Origin of the sequence: Variovorax sp. YR750, from assembly GCF_900109805.1 — a bacterium.
Taxonomy (GTDB): domain Bacteria; phylum Pseudomonadota; class Gammaproteobacteria; order Burkholderiales; family Burkholderiaceae_C; genus Variovorax; species Variovorax gossypii.
The window spans coordinates 16,091-32,754 of the sequence record NZ_FOBJ01000028.1; the positions used below are offsets into that span (position 1 = coordinate 16,091).

The 16,664-nt window shown below is 67.9% G+C and carries 17 protein-coding genes; 12 read left to right on the forward strand and 5 right to left on the reverse strand.

The features are described 5' to 3' along the window. The first annotated feature begins 41 nt into the window (after positions 1-41). The 5 genes from BMY35_RS36280 to BMY35_RS36300 all read left to right on the forward strand — a co-directional run bounded on the left by BMY35_RS36280 (position 42) and on the right by BMY35_RS36300 (position 6,401). Positions 42-437 carry a hypothetical protein gene (locus BMY35_RS36280; protein WP_256230612.1) on the forward strand — a complete coding sequence of 132 codons (396 nt, stop codon included), beginning with the start codon at positions 42-44 and terminating at the stop codon, positions 435-437. 184 nt (positions 438-621) lie between these two features. Then, on the forward strand, positions 622-1,320 hold the full coding sequence (locus tag BMY35_RS36285) for a Bax inhibitor-1/YccA family protein (protein WP_093209784.1): 699 nt from the start codon (positions 622-624) through the stop codon (positions 1,318-1,320). A gap of 27 nt (positions 1,321-1,347) precedes the next feature. Next, entirely contained in the window at positions 1,348-1,890 is a 543-nt protein-coding gene (locus BMY35_RS36290) for an Rrf2 family transcriptional regulator (RefSeq protein ID WP_093209786.1), read from the forward strand. Between the two features lie 235 nt (positions 1,891-2,125). Beyond that, positions 2,126-3,262, forward strand: a complete 1,137-nt coding sequence (locus BMY35_RS36295) for an efflux RND transporter periplasmic adaptor subunit (RefSeq protein WP_093209787.1) — start codon at positions 2,126-2,128, stop codon at positions 3,260-3,262. Positions 3,263-3,275: 13 nt separating this feature from the next. Beyond that, complete coding sequence (locus tag BMY35_RS36300; RefSeq protein WP_177213797.1) at positions 3,276-6,401, forward strand: efflux RND transporter permease subunit; 3,126 nt, start codon at positions 3,276-3,278, stop codon at positions 6,399-6,401. 16 nt (positions 6,402-6,417) lie between these two features. On the opposite strand, the gene BMY35_RS36305 is transcribed toward BMY35_RS36300, so the two are convergent. Then, the gene (locus BMY35_RS36305; RefSeq protein ID WP_093209790.1) at positions 6,418-7,323 is read right to left on the reverse strand and encodes a DMT family transporter; all 906 of its coding nucleotides are present in this window, start codon (positions 7,321-7,323) and stop codon (positions 6,418-6,420) included. Positions 7,324-7,464: 141 nt separating this feature from the next. Between BMY35_RS36305 and BMY35_RS36310 the strand changes: the two genes are divergently transcribed. Then, positions 7,465-7,908 (forward strand): Lrp/AsnC family transcriptional regulator, encoded by a 444-nt coding sequence (locus tag BMY35_RS36310; RefSeq protein ID WP_093209833.1) that lies wholly within the window; start codon positions 7,465-7,467, stop codon positions 7,906-7,908. A 34-nt stretch (positions 7,909-7,942) separates the two neighbouring features. Here the strand turns inward: BMY35_RS36310 and BMY35_RS36315 are convergent, their stop codons facing one another. Beyond that, the gene (locus BMY35_RS36315; protein ID WP_093209792.1) at positions 7,943-8,569 is read right to left on the reverse strand and encodes a TetR/AcrR family transcriptional regulator; all 627 of its coding nucleotides are present in this window, start codon (positions 8,567-8,569) and stop codon (positions 7,943-7,945) included. 132 nt (positions 8,570-8,701) lie between these two features. Between BMY35_RS36315 and BMY35_RS36320 the strand changes: the two genes are divergently transcribed. Then, positions 8,702-9,928: an ABA4-like family protein gene (locus BMY35_RS36320; protein WP_093209793.1), complete on the forward strand. Its 1,227-nt coding sequence runs from the start codon at positions 8,702-8,704 to the stop codon at positions 9,926-9,928. On the opposite strand, the gene BMY35_RS36325 is transcribed toward BMY35_RS36320, so the two are convergent. Both BMY35_RS36325 and BMY35_RS36330 read right to left on the reverse strand, forming a co-directional pair. After that, a complete protein-coding gene (locus tag BMY35_RS36325) occupies positions 9,913-10,677 on the reverse strand; it encodes a sulfite exporter TauE/SafE family protein (protein WP_093209795.1) in 765 nt (254 codons plus the stop codon). The genes BMY35_RS36320 and BMY35_RS36325 overlap by 16 nt on opposite strands. A gap of 71 nt (positions 10,678-10,748) precedes the next feature. Continuing rightward, complete coding sequence (locus BMY35_RS36330) at positions 10,749-11,636, reverse strand: LysR family transcriptional regulator (RefSeq protein ID WP_093209796.1); 888 nt, start codon at positions 11,634-11,636, stop codon at positions 10,749-10,751. Between the two features lie 171 nt (positions 11,637-11,807). Here BMY35_RS36330 and BMY35_RS36335 point away from each other — a divergent pair, with 171 nt between their 5' ends. From BMY35_RS36335 to BMY35_RS36355, 5 genes are all read left to right on the forward strand, one after another. Next, on the forward strand, positions 11,808-12,599 hold the full coding sequence (locus BMY35_RS36335) for a fumarylacetoacetate hydrolase family protein (RefSeq protein WP_093209798.1): 792 nt from the start codon (positions 11,808-11,810) through the stop codon (positions 12,597-12,599). Positions 12,600-12,717: 118 nt separating this feature from the next. Next, complete coding sequence (locus BMY35_RS36340; RefSeq protein ID WP_093209800.1) at positions 12,718-12,990, forward strand: hypothetical protein; 273 nt, start codon at positions 12,718-12,720, stop codon at positions 12,988-12,990. A gap of 217 nt (positions 12,991-13,207) precedes the next feature. After that, positions 13,208-15,304, forward strand: a complete 2,097-nt coding sequence (locus BMY35_RS36345; protein ID WP_093209835.1) for a TonB-dependent siderophore receptor — start codon at positions 13,208-13,210, stop codon at positions 15,302-15,304. 76 nt (positions 15,305-15,380) lie between these two features. Further along, on the forward strand, positions 15,381-15,770 hold the full coding sequence (locus BMY35_RS38150; RefSeq protein WP_143080826.1) for a hypothetical protein: 390 nt from the start codon (positions 15,381-15,383) through the stop codon (positions 15,768-15,770). A 40-nt stretch (positions 15,771-15,810) separates the two neighbouring features. Next, positions 15,811-16,413, forward strand: coding sequence for a response regulator (locus BMY35_RS36355; protein ID WP_177213794.1), 603 nt, complete (start codon positions 15,811-15,813; stop codon positions 16,411-16,413). On the opposite strand, the gene BMY35_RS38155 is transcribed toward BMY35_RS36355, so the two are convergent. Then, complete coding sequence (locus BMY35_RS38155) at positions 16,358-16,579, reverse strand: hypothetical protein (RefSeq protein ID WP_093429428.1); 222 nt, start codon at positions 16,577-16,579, stop codon at positions 16,358-16,360. The genes BMY35_RS36355 and BMY35_RS38155 overlap by 56 nt on opposite strands. Positions 16,580-16,664 lie beyond the last annotated feature (85 nt).

Sequence of the window (16,664 nt, forward strand, 5' to 3'; positions counted from 1 at the left end):
GCCGCGAACTTCGTCATGCGCGGCGGCTAAAATACCCCTACATGTCCCGCTGGTTTGCCGCTACCGTCCTCGCAATCATGTTGTCCTGCTACGGCTTCGCCGTGCTTGCCCACAACATGATGGGTGCCGGCCATTCCGCCCATTCGCACGCTGACCCGCAGGCCGCTCAAGCCACCCAGATGCTGGTCGTCAGCGTCGCCTTCACCGCCTCCTCCGACGCCGCGGCGTTGGCGGGCGATGCCGACAAGGCATCGGATGACACCCTCTCCATCGACGAAGCCGGCTCCGAACACGCCGAACTGGTCGACGCCCGCAACGGTGCGCCCGCGCTGCTGCGCTTCACGGAACAGCCGCCGAAACTCGGCCTGACCACCATCGTCTCGCCGTTCCTGGCGCGACCCAAGCGGCCACCCCGCGCCGCTTCCTTCGTCGCCTAGGCCCGAAAAGCCTGCGCGACCGGGAGCCGCCACGGCTCCCCATGTGCGATCCGGGCCGTCCGCCACCTGCGGCGCCCGTCTCGCAACCGCTACCCCGCATCTCATTCACGGCCCTGTGCCATTTCGCGTGCGCGATTTCGCGCCACGCAGCCGGCACAGGTCCAGCTCAAGGAACCAACACAAAATGAACAACAGCCCTACCGCCTATCACGACAGCATCGATCTCCCGATCGCCTCGCCGCAGGAGCGCAACCGCGTCCTGCGCAACACCTACTGGCTGCTCGCGCTGTCGATGGTGCCCACCGTGCTCGGCGCCTGGATCGGCGTCTCCACCGGCTTCTCGCGCGCCATGTCGCCGGGCATCGGCCTGATGGTCTTCCTCGGCGGCGCCTTCGGCTTCATGTACGCCATCGAGAAGACCAAGGAGTCGGCAGCCGGCGTGCCGGTGCTGCTGGCCTTCACCTTCTTCATGGGCCTGATGCTGTCTCGCCTGGTCGGCACCGTGCTCGGCCTGGCCAACGGCGCCAGCCTGGTGATGACGGCGTTCGCCGGCACCGGCGCGATCTTCTTCGGCATGGCGACGCTGTCGTCGGTCATCAAGCGCGACCTGTCGGGCATGGGCAAGTGGCTCTTCATCGGCGCCATCCTGCTGCTGGTGGCCGGCATCGCCAACTTCTTCCTGAAGTCGAGCGCGCTGATGATGACGCTGTCGGTCCTGGCCATCGGCATCTTCTCGGCCTTCATCCTGCACGACCTCAAGCGCGTGAAGGACGGCCTGGAGACCAACTACATCTCCGCCACGCTGGGTGTGTATCTCAGCATCTACAACGTCTTCCAGTCGCTGCTGGCCCTGCTGGGCATCGCCGGCGGCCGGGACGAGTAATTCCCCACGAAGGAAGGAAAACATCCCATGCGTCTCACCACCAAGGGCCGCTTCGCGGTCACCGCGATGATCGACATCGCCCTGCACGGCCGTTCGGGCCCCGTCACCCTGGCTTCGATCAGCCTGCGCCAGCGCGTGTCGCTGTCGTACCTGGAACTGCTGTTCGGCAAGTTGCGGCGCGCCAGCCTGGTCGAATCGACCCGGGGCCCCGGCGGCGGATATTCCCTGAGCCGCAAGGCTGCCGAGATTTCCGTGGCCGACATCGTCCTCTCGATCGAGGAACACGATGCCGAAACCACCCACCGGCGCGATGCCGACGCGCCGGGCGAAACGGGCCGCTGCGAAATCGACGAGCTCTGGGCCACCGTGAACCTGCGGGCGGTCGAGTTCCTCAAGTCGATCTCGCTGCAAAGCCTTGTCGACGAACAGAAGGCAAAGGGCGTACAGGCCGCGGTGCGGACCGAGACCCGGCGTACGCCGGCCGGCCAGCCAGCCACGCGCAAGCCTTTCGTCGTCGATGCGCCGAACTCGGTGTTCGCACTGGGACGGCGCCAGCAAAGCGCCAGCTAGCTCCGAGCCAGCCAGCCGACCGGCCCACGCGGCAGGGCCCGCCGTCACGGATCGACGTGGCGGCGGGCGCCTGCCTGCGTGGGCTTTTTCGTTGGTTCTTATCCCTCGGAAGCCTCAGGAATCCTTCATGTTGCAACGCAGCACGGCAGGCACAATGCACCATAACAGTGCAAAACATCAAGCATGCGCGACCCGGGCGACTCCGGCTCGCGCCGCATCGCGTTCCCGGACAGCCATGACTTTCAAGCTCCTGTTCCCTCTTTCCCTGCTCGCCCTCGCCGCTTGCGGCGCCAGGCAGACCTCCGACACCGAAGCGGCACCGCCCGAAGTCGGCGTGATGGCGCTGCACGCGGGCGACGTGCCCGTGCGCACCGAGCTCTCGGGCCGCACGGCCGCCTTCCGCGTGTCCGAGGTCCGGCCGCAGGTCAACGGCATCGTGCGCAAGCGACTGTTCGAGGAAGGCAGCATGGTCCGCGCGGGCCAGGTGCTGTACGAGATCGAGCCCGGCCCCTTCGAGGCGGCGCACGAGCAGGCGCAGGCCGCGCTCGCCACGGCCCAGGCCAGCATCGCGAGCCTGCGCGGCAAGTCGGAGCGCTTCGGCGAACTGGTGAAGGCCAACGCGGTGAGCAGGCAGGAGCACGAGGAGGCCCAGGCCGCGCTCGTGCAGGCCGAGGCCGGCGTGAAGGCCGCGAAGGCGGCGCTGAAGGCCGCGCGCATCAACCTCGAGTTCACGCGCATCGAGGCGCCCATCTCGGGCCGCATCGGCCGCTCCAGCGTGACCGAGGGCGCGCTGGTGGCGCCGGGCCAGGCCACGGCGCTCGCGACCATCCAGCGCATCGACCCGATCTACGTCGACGTCGTGCAGTCCAGCCTCGAGCTCACGCGGCTCAAGCGCCGCTTCATCTCGGGCGACATGGCGCCCGCCAGCACGCGCGTGAGCCTGCGCATGGAAGACGGCCTGCCCTACCCGCACGCCGGCACGCTGAAGTTCACCGAGGTGGCCGTCGACGCCGCCACCGGCTCGGTCACGCTGCGTGCGGAATTCCCCAACCCGCAAGGGCTGCTGCTGCCCGGCATGTACGTGCGCGCGCAGGTGGAGTCCGGCGTGGAGCGGCAGGCCGTGCTCGCGCCGCAGCGCGGCGTGTCGCGCAACGAGAAGGGCGAACCCACCGCGCTGGTGGTCGGCGCGGGCGACAAGGTCGAGCTGCGCGCGCTCGAAGTGCGCAGCGCGGCGGGCGACCAGTGGGTCGTGACGAACGGGCTGCGCGAAGGCGACCGGCTCGTGGTCGACGGCCTGCAGCGCGCCCACCCCGGCGACAAGGTGAAGCCGGTGCCGGTGTCGACCGCGGCGGCACCTTCCTCGGCAGATTGAGACAACTCCAGTGATCGCCAATTTCTTCATACAGCGACCCGTCTTCGCATGGGTCATCGCCATCCTGATCATGCTGGCCGGCGGCGTGGCCATCCGCACGCTGCCGGTGTCGCAGTACCCGGACATCGCGCCGCCCACCGTCGTCGTCTCCGCCAACTACCCCGGCGCCTCGGCGCAGGCGGTGGAAAGCAGCGTCACGCAGGTCATCGAGCAGCAGCTCAAGGGCATCGACGGCCTGCTGTACTTCAAGTCGACCAGCAGCTCGGCCGGCTGGGCAGAGATCAGCGTCACCTTCCGCCAGGGCATCAACCCCGACACGGCGCAGGTGCAGGTGCAGAACAAGGTCAGCCAGGCCACCAGCCGCCTGCCGCAGGCGGTGCAGCAGCAGGGCGTGACGGTCGCGAAGTCGCAGAACAACTTCCTGATGATCGTCGCGCTCTACGACGAGACCGGGCGCCGCACCGACACCGACGTGGCCGACTGGATGGCCAGTAACATGCGCGACCCCATCAGCCGCGTCGACGGCGTGGGCTCGGTGCAGGCCTTCGGCGCAGCGTACGCGATGCGCATCTGGCTCGACCCGCACCGGCTCGCGAGCTACCAGCTGATGCCCTCGGACGTGACCGCCGCCATCGCCGCGCAGAACACGCAGGTGTCGGTCGGCGAGATCGGCGCGCGGCCATCGCCCGCGAAGCAACAGCTCAACGCCACCGTGACGGCGCTGTCGCGGCTGCAAACGCCCGCGCAGTTCCGCGACATCGTGCTGAAGACGCAGTCCGACGGCGCCGTGGTGCGCCTGGGCGACGTGGCGCGCGTGGAAATGGGCAGCGAGTCGTACGCCGAGACCACGCGCCTGAACGGACACCCCGCCGCCGGCGCGGCCATCATGCTGGCGCCGGGCTCGAACGCGCTGACCACCGCCAGCGCGGTGAAGGCCCGCATCGCCGAGATGGAGCCCTCGCTGCCGGCCGGCCTGCGCGTGGCCTACGCGGAAGACACCACGCGCTTCGTGAAGATCTCGATCAAGTCGGTCATCAAGACGCTGCTGGAGGCCATCGCGCTGGTGGTGGTCGTGATGTACCTGTTCCTGCAGAACTGGCGCGCCACGGTCATTCCGGCCATCACCGTGCCGGTGGTGCTGCTGGGCACCTTCGGCGTGCTCGCGGCATTCGGCTACTCGATCAACGTGCTCACGCTCTTCGGCATGGTGCTGGCCATCGGCCTGCTGGTGGACGACGCCATCGTGGTGGTGGAGAACGTCGAGCGCGTGATGCACGAGGAAGGACTCGACCCCAAGGCGGCCACCATCAAGTCGATGAAGGAAATCACCGGCGCGCTGGTCGGCATCGCGGTGGTGGTGTCGGCGGTGTTCCTGCCGATGGCCTTCTTCGGCGGCTCGGTGGGCGTGATCTACCGGCAGTTCTCGGTGACGATCATCGCGTCGATGGTGCTGTCGGTGGTGGTGGCCATCGTGCTGATCCCGGCGCTGTGCGCGCGCTTCCTGAAGGCCGGCGACACGCCGCGCACGCGCGGCTTTCTCGGCGCCTTCAATCGTCGCTTCGACGCGGCACAGGGCCGCTATGTGGGCCTGCTGGGCCGCATCCTGCGCAAGCCGCTGCGCTTCACGGCCGTGTACGCGGCCATCGTGGCCGGCATGGGCGCGCTGTACCTGAGCCTGCCCGGAGGCTTCCTGCCCGAGGAAGACCAGGGCAGCGTGATGGTGCAGCTCACGCTGCCGGCCGGCTCGACGAGCAGCCGCACCGACGCCGTGAACCGCATGGTCGAGAAGCACTTCCTGGAAACCGAGAAGGACACGACAGACACCATCTTCACGCTCTCGGGCTGGAGCTACGGCGGCTCGGGGCAGAACATGGGCATGGCCTTCGTCTCGCTCAAGGACTGGTCGGAGCGCAGGCACGCGGACAAGCGCGCGCAGGCCATCGTCGAGCGCGCGGGCACAGTGCTTTCGAAGCAGCAGCGCGACGCCGAGGTCTACGGCATGGTGCCGCCGCCGATCGAGGGGCTGGGTGAATCCAACGGCTTCGAGTTCTGGCTGCAGGACACCTCGGGCATGGGCGCCGAGCGGCTGGTGCAGGCGCGCGAGTCGCTCGTGCGCGACGCGAAGAAAGACCAGCGCCTGCAGTCCGTGCGCGCCAACGGCGTGGCCGGCACGCCGCAGCTGCAGGTGGACATCGACCAGCTCAAGGCCTCGGCGCTGCGGCTGTCGCTGGACGACGTGAATACCACGCTGGGCATCGCCTGGGGCGGCAGCTACGTCAACGACTTCATCGACCGCGGCCGCGTCAAGCGCGTGTACGTGCAGGCCGACGCGCCCTACCGCTCCGACCCGGACGACATCCGCCAGTGGTTCGTGCGCGGCGCCACCGGCGCGATGACGCCGTTCTCGGCCTTCGCCACCACGCGCTGGTCGCAGGGCGCGCCCCAGCTGGAGCGCTACAACGGCCTGCCGGCCGTGCAGATCCAGGGCGCGGCCTCGCATGGCACGAGCTCGGGCACGGCGATGGCGGCGGTGGAAAGCATCGCGAAGAAGCAGCGCGGCACTGGCCACGCATGGAGCGGCCTCTCGTACCAGGAGCGGCTCTCGGGCGGGCAGGCACCGCTGCTGTTCGCACTGTCGATCCTCGTCGTGTTCCTGTGCCTGGCCGCACTGTACGAGAGCTGGTCTGTGCCGTTCTCGGTGATGCTGGTGATCCCGCTGGGCGTGCTCGGCGCGGTGATCGCCGCGTCGCTGCGCGGGTTGTCGAACGACATCTACTTCCAGGTCGGTCTGCTGGCGACCATCGGGCTGTCGGCGAAGAACGCGATCCTCATCATCGAGTTCGCTGAAGCTGCGCTGCGCCGTGGCGTGCCGTTGCTCGATGCGGTGGCCGAAGGCGCGCGCCTTCGGCTGCGACCGATCCTGATGACCTCGCTGGCCTTCCTGGCCGGCGTGGTGCCGCTGGCGCTGGCCACCGGCGCGGGTTCGGCGAGCCAGGTGGCCATCGGCACTGGCGTCTTCGGCGGAGTGCTGGCCGCGACTGCGCTGGGGATCTTCTTCGTGCCGCTGTTCTACCTGCTGGTGAAGCGGACCGCGACAGCGCTTTTCAGGCGCGACGACGTCGCCGCGGCGGCACCCTGAGCCGCGGGCACTGTCGTCAGCTCTTTCCGGCGGCGGGCGATTGCTGCCTCGGCAGGCCCGGCAGGGTCCAGCCGAAGGTCATGCCCGCCGCCGAGATCAGGATGGCGGCCGCGCCCGCCAGCTGCAGCGTGCCCAGCCGCTGGCCGAAGGCGACGTAGTCGACGCCGATGGCCACCAGCGGATAGATGAACGACAGTGCGCCCGCCACGGGTGTCGACAGCTTCTGCAGCGCGCCGTACAGCAGCACGAACACCAGCCCCGTGTAGATCACGCCCATCGCGAGATGCACGCCCCAGGTGGCCGCATCGGTGGGCAGCGTCTTCAGGTTCGCGAAGGGCGCGAGCATCACGATGCCCACGCAGACCTGGATCAGCGCGATGAGATGCGGCGCGATGCCATCGAGCTTCTTTGCCACGAGGGCCGCCACCGCGTAGCAGAAGGCCGCGCCAAGCGCCATCAGCACGCCGACGAAGTAGGACGAGCCTCCGGCGCCGCCACCGGACTTGGCCTGCGCCACCAGCACCACGCCGGCGAAGGCGATGCACAGCCAGATCGCCTTCATCGCAGTCAGCCGCTCCGACATGAGAAGCGCGCCGAGCGCCACCAGCATGAATGGCTGCGTGTTGTAGACCGCGGTGGCGATGGCGATCGACGCGTGCGAGAAGGACGCGAAGATCAACACCCAGTTGATGACCAGCGCCACGCCGCCGAATGCAGCCAGCGCGAAGTTGCGCAGCGTGAGGCCGCGTCGCAGCAGGCCGAGCACGAAGCACACGACCAGCAGCGTCGCCGCGCCGAACACGCAGCGCCAGAACAGCAAGTCGGGCAGCGGCTGGTTGAAGCGCACGACGACCCATCCGATGGTTCCGGAAATCACCATGGCCGCGCTCATCTCGAGCGCACCGCGAAGCTGTGTCTGCATGTCTCTCCGTTCCGAACGGCAGGAAGCAAGGCTGCAAGCGTGCCACGGTCCGCGCGAATTGGATATGCTTTTAATAAGGCAATCGCCAGCAATGGCCGTTGAAATCAAGGCACTTCAACCAGTTCACCGGAGATGGTCTTCATGCTCGATCCGATCGACGAATCCATCGTGCAAGCCCTTGCCGGCAACGCGCGCATGTCCCTGAAGGAACTGGCCCACCACGTGGGTCTCTCGTCGCCCAGCGTCTCCGAACGGCTGCGCCGGCTCGAGGAGCGCGACGTGATCCGGGGCTACACGCTGGACGTGAATCCGAAGGCGCTGGGATACCAGTTCCAGGCCATCGTGCGCATCCGTCCGCTGCCGGGGCAGCTGCAGGCGGTGCAGAAGCTCATCGAAGGCACGCCCGAGTTCTGCGAATGCGACAAGGTCACGGGAGAAGACTGCTTCGTTGCGCGGCTGTTCCTGCAGTCGCTCGAACAGCTCGACGGCATCCTCGACCGCATCGCGAGCAAGGCCGAGACCAACACATCCATCGTGAAGGCGCAGACGATCCGCAGGCGGCTGCCGCCCTTTCCGGGGCAATGAACGAAGAGTGGATGAACGAGCGAACGGCTGAAGGCTAGGGCCAGAACTGCTTCAGTATCTCGGGCAGCATGTTCTCCACGAAGTCGTTCGTGCCCGCGCCGCCGGCGTGTCCGCCGAACTTCTCGTCCAGCGCGAGATGCGCGAAGCCGTGCACGGTGGACCATGCGCCCAGCACCGTCGCCTGCGTCGCGCGGTTCAGCGGCTTCTTTCGGCCCCAGCCGGTGTAGTCGCGCACCGCCATCTCCAACTCGGCGAATGCTGCGTCGCCGGCAGCCTCCAGCCGTGCGTCCGGCGTCAGGCGGTCCTTGCGGAACATGAGCTGGAAGCGCGCCGGATAGGCCAGCGCGAACCGCACATAGCCCATGCCCTGGCCGCGCAGGCGGCGCGCGGGATCTGTGCCGCCGGTCTCGGTGCCCTCGCGCAGGCAGCGCGTGAGTTCCTCGAAGCCGAGGATCGCCACCTCGGTCAGCAACCCGGCCGCGCTGCCGAAGTGATGCATGGGCGCCGCTGCCGACACGCCCGCGCGTCGCGCCGCCTCGCGCAGGGTGAAGCCCTCGATGCCGCGCTCGGCCAGCAGGACTTCGGTAGCCCCGATCAGCGCCGCGCGCAGATCGCCGTGGTGATAGGGCACGGGTGCTTCTTCGATTTTCTTTGCCGCCATGGCTGCCTGCTGTTCCCGGTCTTCAAAGGAGGAACTCTACCTCCTCGAAGAATCAGGTTGCGCTTTCATCTAAACACTGTAAAGATAACATCTTTCCGACCCTGGATTGCCTTCTTCGATCGCGAGGCGCACATGTTCGATTCACTTTTCAGCGCAGGCAGCACTGTCGCCCTTCCCGCCTGGGCAGCGCTCGGCGCGGCCCCATGGCTGGGCCGTGCCAAGCCGTTCATCTGGGCCACGACCGGCATCGTCATTCCCGTCGGCCTGGGGCTGGCGTACTGGTGGCTGATGGCAACCTACTGGTCGGCGGCCGGCGGCGGATACAGCTCGCTGTCGGCGGTGCATGCGCTGTTCCAGCATCCGGGCCTTCTCACGGCCGGGTGGTTCCACTACCTCGCCTTCGACCTGTTCGTAGGCACCTGGATCGCGCGCGAGGGAGAGCGCGCGGGCATCGCGCCAGTGCTGCTCATTCCCTGCTTCGCCCTCACCTTCCTGTTCGGCCCGGTCGGCCTGCTGGCTTTTCTGGCGCTGCGTGTCGCGCCCGCGTGCATGGCACTGGCATGGGAGCTGCACAGACGCCAGCCGCAGCTCGCTTGGTTCGGCGGTTTGCTGCTCGCGACGATGGTGCTTGCCCTCATGGCGGCGTGGCTCGATCCGCGCACGCTGAACGGCGTCGGCGTCTGGGTCAAGCCGCTGAAGTTCATGGCTTCGGTCAGTCTCTATGCGCTGACCACCGCATGGCTGATCGGCGACCTGCCGCACGAGCAGCGCGGTAGCCGCCTCGCACGCATCATCGTCGCGGTGGTGATCGCCACGGGCGTCTTCGAGATCGGCTACATCACGCTGCAAGGCGCGCTAGCGCAGGCTTCGCATTTCAACGAAGACTCGACCTTCCACATCGTCATGTACAGCCTGATGGGCGTGGGTGCGCTGCTGCTCAGCGCCACGGCACTGCCGCTCGCATGGCTGTTCGCACGCCACGGCGATGCGCTGGCGGCGCCCTACCGGCTGGCCGTGGTGCTGGGGCTGGTGCTGACCTTCGTGGCCGGTGCGGGCGCGGGCATCGCGATCAGCCAGCATGGTGGATCGACCATCGGTGCCGTCGCGGGCGGCGCCACGCTTCCGCTGTTCGGCTGGTCTGCAACCGGAGGCGACCTGCGCGTGCCGCACTTTCTCGGCGTGCACGCACAACAGCTGCTGCCGCTGGCGGGTGCGCTCATCAGCATGTCGCTCATGCCATGGGGCCGCGCCGCGGTGTGGCTCCTGACGGGCCTCTATGCAGCGCTGATTCTCTGGACGTTCAGCCTGGCCTACGCAGGCATGCCGCTGATTCCCCTCGGCATTCAACCGGCGGCATAGCGGTAGATCAGGAAGGCGCCCGAGCACAGCACGGCAAGCGCCACCACCTTGATGAACTGCTCGCGCGACAGGCGCAGCGTGATGCGCCTGCCCACCGCCGTGCCCACCAGCATGGCGGGAAACAGCAGCACCGCCAGCCACAGGATCGACGTCTGCGCATACACGCCGGCCAGCAGGAAGAGCATCGCCCGCGTCAGCGTGCTGAGCCCGATCAGCGTGGACTGCGTGACGCGGATGCGTTCCTTCGCCTCGATGCGCCCCGACAGGTAGATCGCGTAGATGAAGCCTCCGCTGCCGAACATCGCCGAGAAGATGCCGCCCACGAAGCCGAAGGGCATCGCCGCGCGCTGCGACAGCCGGGAGGCGGGCTTGATGCCGCTGAGCGAATACAGCGCATAGGCCACCGCGAAGATGCCCAGCGCCAGCAGCATCAGCTGCGGCCGCCCGAGCAGCAGCAACGCCGCACCCACGAGGCTGCCCAGCGCCATCACCGGCACAAGCCGCCGCAGCTCGCCGACGTCGGCCGATCGCGCATCGCGGCTCACGTTGGCCACGGCCGCGAAGAAGTCGAGCAGCGCCAGCAGCGGCACGACGCTGGCGACCGGAATGAAGTTGGCCAGCACCGGCCCGGCGACCAGCGCGGTGCCGAAGCCGGCGATGCCGAAGATGACGTAGGCGACGACAACGCCCGTGCAGACGACGGCGAACTGGGAAGGCGTGACAGGCAAGGCACCGAAGAAGAAATCCATGCCCGCGAATCTATGGACTTCGCTCCTTCCGCGCCAATGCCGAATTCGGCGCCCATCGATCTCGAAATCAGCTAGACGGCACGCAACGACGCGACCAGATCCTGCGCGAGCCGCGAGGCATCTTCCGCGCGCCACAGCACCAGCACCGTGGTGGATACATCGTCGCCATCCAGCGCGAGCGGCTTCACGCCTTCCGGCGCCATGCGCCCCATCGACTCGGGCACGATCGCGATGCCGAAGCCGGCCTGCACCAGCGCCAGCTGCGACCACTTTCGCGAGCGGACCTGCGCGCTCCTGGGGTGATAGCCCTGCGCACGGCAGAGCTCCGCCACGCGATGGCTCAGCCCGCCGCGTTCGAGATGCGGCGTCGCGACGAACGGCTCGTCGCGCAGTTCGGCGATGGCCACGCGCTCGCGGCCGGCCAGCGCATGCGTAGCGGGCACGGCCACCACCAGTGATTCCGAGAAGAGCGGCGACTGCTGCACGCCCGGGTAGCGGCGCAGCACCGGCTCGCGCGCCAGGCCGATGTCGGCATTGCCCTGCTCGATGTCCATCGCCTGGTACTCCGACGCACGCTGCGACACTTCGATGGAGACGCCGGGGTGGCGCTGTGCATGCTTCTTCAGGCATTCGAGCAGGCCGTGCGTCAGCGGCACCGAACTCGAATGCAGCAGCTGCACCGTGCCTTCGATGCCGCGCTGCGCATGACGCGCCCCGATGGCCGCGCTCTCCAGCGCCGCGAGAATGCGCCGCGCATCGCCGTACAGCGAGCGGCCTGCGGGCGTCATCTCCAGATGCCTCGCGTCGCGCTCCAGCAGCGGCACCTGCAGATGCCGCTCCATTTCCTTGATCTGCCGGCTCAGGGCCGACTGCGCGATGAACAGGCGCTCCGCCGCAAGGCTGAAGCTGCCCGCGTCGACGATGTCGACGAAATAGCGGAGCTGTTTGTGGGTGAGCATGCGGGCGTCCTGCCGGGCCGGTACGTGGCCCCGTGCGCCGATTCTGCAGTGGTGGGTTCTGTCCTGTTTTTGCGTAGATGCGTGCGATTGCGCGCCACCCCGCCGTCCCAGAATGAAGCCGCCGTGCGAGGTACGGCAAGCGCATTTCCACACAAGACCAAGGAGACCTTCATGATCACTTCCCGTCGCGGCCTGCTGGCCGGTTCCGCCGCCATGGCCACCGGCGCCATCGCCGGCTGCGCGCCGCCCGCCGGGGCCGCCCGCGCGCAGGCCACGCCGTTCGATGTCGTCTCTTCGACCATCCCGATCGTCGGCAGCGAGCAGGTCTATCCGGTGCGCCGCATCTACTGCATCGGCCGCAACTACGAGGCCCATGCGCGCGAGATGGGCTCGGATCCGAGCCGCGAGCCGCCCTTCTTCTTCCAGAAGCCGGCCGACGCGATCCAGGTCGTGACGCCCGGCACCGTGGCCGACCATCCCTACCCCACGCTCACGAAGAACTACCACTACGAGGTGGAGCTGGTGGTGGCGCTCGGAAAGGGCGGGCGCAACATCCCGACGAGCTCGGCGCTCGACCACGTCTACGGCTACTCGCTGGGCCTCGACATGACGCGGCGCGACCTGCAGCGCGAGATGGGCGACCAGAAGAAGCCCTGGGAGATCGGCAAGAGCTTCGACCACTCGGCGCCCGTGGGCCCGATCCATCCAGTGGCGAAGGTCGGCCATTTCACCGACGGCGCGATCTGGCTCAAGGTGAACGGGCAGACGAAGCAGAACGCCACGCTCAGGCACATGATCTGGTCGGTGGCCGAGCAGATCAGCCGGCTGTCGCAGGCCTTCGAGCTGAAGCCGGGCGACATCATCTACTCGGGCACGCCGGAGAACGTGGGGCCCGTGGTGCGTGGCGACCTGATCGAGATCCACATCGACCGGCTACCCGAGCTGTCGGTGCGGATCGTCTGAGCACGGGCGCTGCACAGGCGCGAAGGAAGCCCCGGGGGCGCGAGGGTGAGAGCGGCCACTCCTTTTTTCCTGCCAGATTGATGCCGATCATCGGCGGCTCCGCAATCACAGAGCCGCCATGTCCCAGCCTCCGCAAGCCATCTACATCGACGACCTGCACGCCCCGCAGGTGTTCGCGGACGAAGTCTCGGGCTACTGGGTCAACGCGGGCTGCGTCCACATCACCTTCGACGCCAGCCGCGTCGATCACAGCTCCGACAAGTGCCCGGTCCACCGGGCGGCGGTGCTGCGCGTGACGCTGCCCATTCCGATCGCGCAGGTGCTCGCGGTCAGCCTCTACGACTTCCTGAAGCAGCGCGGGCTAGCGCCGTCGCCGGGCAACGGCCACTGATCCGGAAGAGGCAGCCCGCACGGGCCGCAGGGCCAAGCTCCAATATTTCTACGAGATTCGCGTTGAAGATGAGAGTCATTCTTATCTACAACGCGAGTCAAAGTTGATCCCAGGACGCCAGAACACCGCCGTCGCCGTCACGGCCCTTTCGCCGATTTCCACGGCCTCCCCGCTCTCATTCAGGCGCAGCGCATTCGGCCCGCCCGCCCGCGCCACGCTGCTGGTGCTGTGGGCCGCGGCCCAGATCGGCCGCGCGCACGCGCAGGAGGCGCAAGGCAAGGACGCTGCCGCGGCAGCGCTGCCGACGGTGACGGTCACCGCCGAGTCGCAGGACGACACGCAGCAGCACCTCGGCGCCAAGGTGAGCAGCGGCGCGCTCGGCGCGCGCTCGCAGCTTGAAACGCCCTTCTCCACCACCGTCGTGCGCGGCGAGGACATGGCCGAGCGCCAGGTGTCGAAGCTGGGCGACGTGTTCGCGCTCGACGCATCGGTGTCGGACAACAGCGGCGCCTACAGCGCCTGGGCCAGCTACATCACGGTGCGCGGCCTGCCGCTGGACTGGCAGAACGGCTACCGCATCAACGGCCAGCCCTTCCTGAGCTACGCCATCACCCTGCCCTACGAGCACTTCGAGCAGATCGAGCTGCTCAAGGGTTCCTCGGGCTTCATGTACGGCTTCGGCTCGCCGGGCGGCATCGTCAACTACGTGACGAAGAAGCCGACCGACCAGCCGGTGCGCAGCATCGAGGTGGGCTACAAGACGGCCGGCATCTGGAGCGAGCACGTCGACCTGGGCGGGCGCTTCGGCACGGACGACCGCTTCGGCTACCGGCTCAACGCCACGCACGAGGAAGGCAAGACCTACAACGACGGCAACGTGCGCCGCAACTCGGTGTCGCTCGGACTGGACGCGAAGCTCACCGACAAGCTCACCTGGACCTTCGACTCGCTCTACCAGAAGCGCACCTCCACCGGCCAGACGCCGTCGATCTACCTGGGCAGCTATACGGGCACGCAGTTGCCCGCCACCATCAGCGCCGACAACCAGGGCCTGGTGGGCGCGGGCCAGCACCTGGCCACCGACTTCAACCTGTATTCGACCGGCCTGCAGTACAAGCTCTCGCCCGACTGGACGCTGAGCACCAGCTACAGCCACAGCAGCGCCACGCGCAGCCGCAACGAAGGCATCGCCTACCTGCTCGACTCCGGCGGCAGCTATGACGACTACCGCTCCGACAGCGCCGAGGGCCATCGCTTCAACCAGTGGCAGGCCATGGCCACGGGCAAGCTGCGCACCGGCGACTTCGAGCACCAGCTGACGCTGGGCGCGTCGTGGCAGAAGCAGGTCAACTACTACAGCAGCAACAGCGTCTACCAGCTGATCGGCAGCGGCAGCATCTTCGGACAGAACACGAACAGCTACGCCAGCTCCACCGATTTCACGCCCTACCGCAACAGCGACATCACGCAGCGCGCCGTCTTCGCGAGCGACACGCTGAAGCTGTCCGACAGGTGGTCTGTGCTGGGCGGCCTGCGCAGCACGACCTACGAGCAGATCGGCTACGACACCACCGGCGAGCGCAACTCGAGCTACCGCAAGAGCGGCGTGATCACGCCGACGCTGGCGCTGATGTTCAAGCCCGCGCCCGACACCACGCTCTACACCAGCTATGTCGAATCGCTGGAGCCAGGCAGCACCGTCGGCAGCCTCTACGCCAACGAAGGCCAGTTGCTCAACCCGCTGAAGAGCAAGCAGTACGAACTGGGCCTGAAGACCGAGCGCGACCGCTGGAGCGCCACCGCGGCGCTGTTCCGCATCGAGCGCGGCGCCGAGTACGCCAACAGCGCCAACGTGCTGGTGCAGGACGGCCAGTCGATCTACCAGGGCCTGGAACTCGGAGCCTCCACGCGCCTGGGCTCGCAGTGGCGGATCGGCGGCAACCTGATGCTGCTCGACAGCTCGTACGAACGCGGCAGCAGCTACATCGGCAACCGCGTGGCGGGCGCTCCGAAGCTGGTGGCGACCGCGCAGGTGTCCTACGACGTGGCGCAGGTGCCGGGGCTCAGGCTCTCGGCCGACATGAAGTACACGGGCAACACCATGCTCAACGCGGCGAACCAGCTGAGCGTGCCCGGCTACACCATCGCGAACATCGGCGCGAGCTACACGACGCGCATCGGCGGACGCAACACGACCTTCCGCGCGGCCATCAACAACGTGGCGAACAAGCGCTACTGGGAGTACCAGTACGACAACTACATCAAGCCCGGCGATCCGCGCACGTTCAGCGTGAGCGCCAAGCTCGATTTCTGATTCCGTTGCGCAGTCGCGGCCGTCCAGGGGGCGGCCGTCCAATTTTTCTCCCCCTTTGAAGTCCACGATACCGGTCATGAAGACTCTCCGGCATCGCAACCCGCACGACGCGTTCCGCGCGCTTCGCCTCGACGGCCTTCCAGCGCTCGCGCACGCGGACGGCCTTCCCCCGGAACTCGTCATGCGGGCCCGATGGAGCGGCAGGACATCGCCCGCTTCCTCCGCCATGCCGCGATCCGCGAAGTCCGTGTGGCTGCCGCGTCTTGCGGGCCTGCTGGCCTTCGGCGCGCTGGCGGCCGGCATCTTCCTGGCGGGCAGCGACACATGCACGGAGCGCGGGACGGCCGCAGCCGGCAACTACAGCCGGTCGACGCTCGCACCGATCACGACGAGCGGCACCGGTTCTCGCGACGGCAGCTGCAAGCGCACGCATGGCCGCTTGGAGCAGTCGAAGACGGCGCCCTGAAGCGGGCCGGATCCTGCAACTCACGCCTGAAGGCACTTCCTTGCGCGGCCTGCCCTTCCCTGCCGGAGCCTCGCGCCCAAGCCGGCCGCAACTCTTCTTCGGCGCCCTCGTCGTCGAAAGCGATCCCGTCGTCGCGAGCCGCATGAAGCGCATCCTGGGGCATCTCGCGCCGGAGCGGCGCGTGGTGCTTGCGCCCACATGCGAGGAGGCCGAGGCGATGCTCGCATCGCTGCCATTCGACCTGGTGTTCGTCGACATGCAGCTCTATCCGATAGGCCAGGGTGCTGCGCTGATCGGCGACGTACGCGCGAAGCTGCCGCGCGCACAGGTCATCGCCATGTCGGATACGGACGAGCGGGAACTGGTGCTGTCGGCCTTCGCCTCGGGAGCGACGGGCTATCTCCTGAGCGATGCGGAAGACGCCGACATCGCCTTCGCATTGCGTGCCTTGGCCACCGGCACCGTGCTCGATCCGCGAGCGGCCGGCCATCTGCTGGACCTGGTCGCCGAAACGCTTGCGACGCCGGAGCGCGCTGCGGCCAGCCTCCGGGAAGAGAGCGGCTTCGGTGCCTGCCGCAAGCTGGAACTCAGGCCTCGGAGCCAGGCGGCTGCCGACGAAATGCGCCGCAGTCTTCCGGACTGAAGCGACAGTGCCGCGCCTGCGGCGACTCGTGCGCCGCGACGCAGCGCCGTGCGAGGAACGCGATGCGCCGGGCGTCCCACGCCAGGAACATCGCAAGCAGCGCGGCGTCGCAGACAGCCAGCGCGATCAGGGTGCGCCAGTCCCACAGCCAGTCGAACGATGTCATGGATAGGTAGGGATAGTGATGAATGCGAGGCCCCGAGATTGCGGGCTTCGCATTTCCTGCGAATTTCAGCGTGTTGCGGGCACTC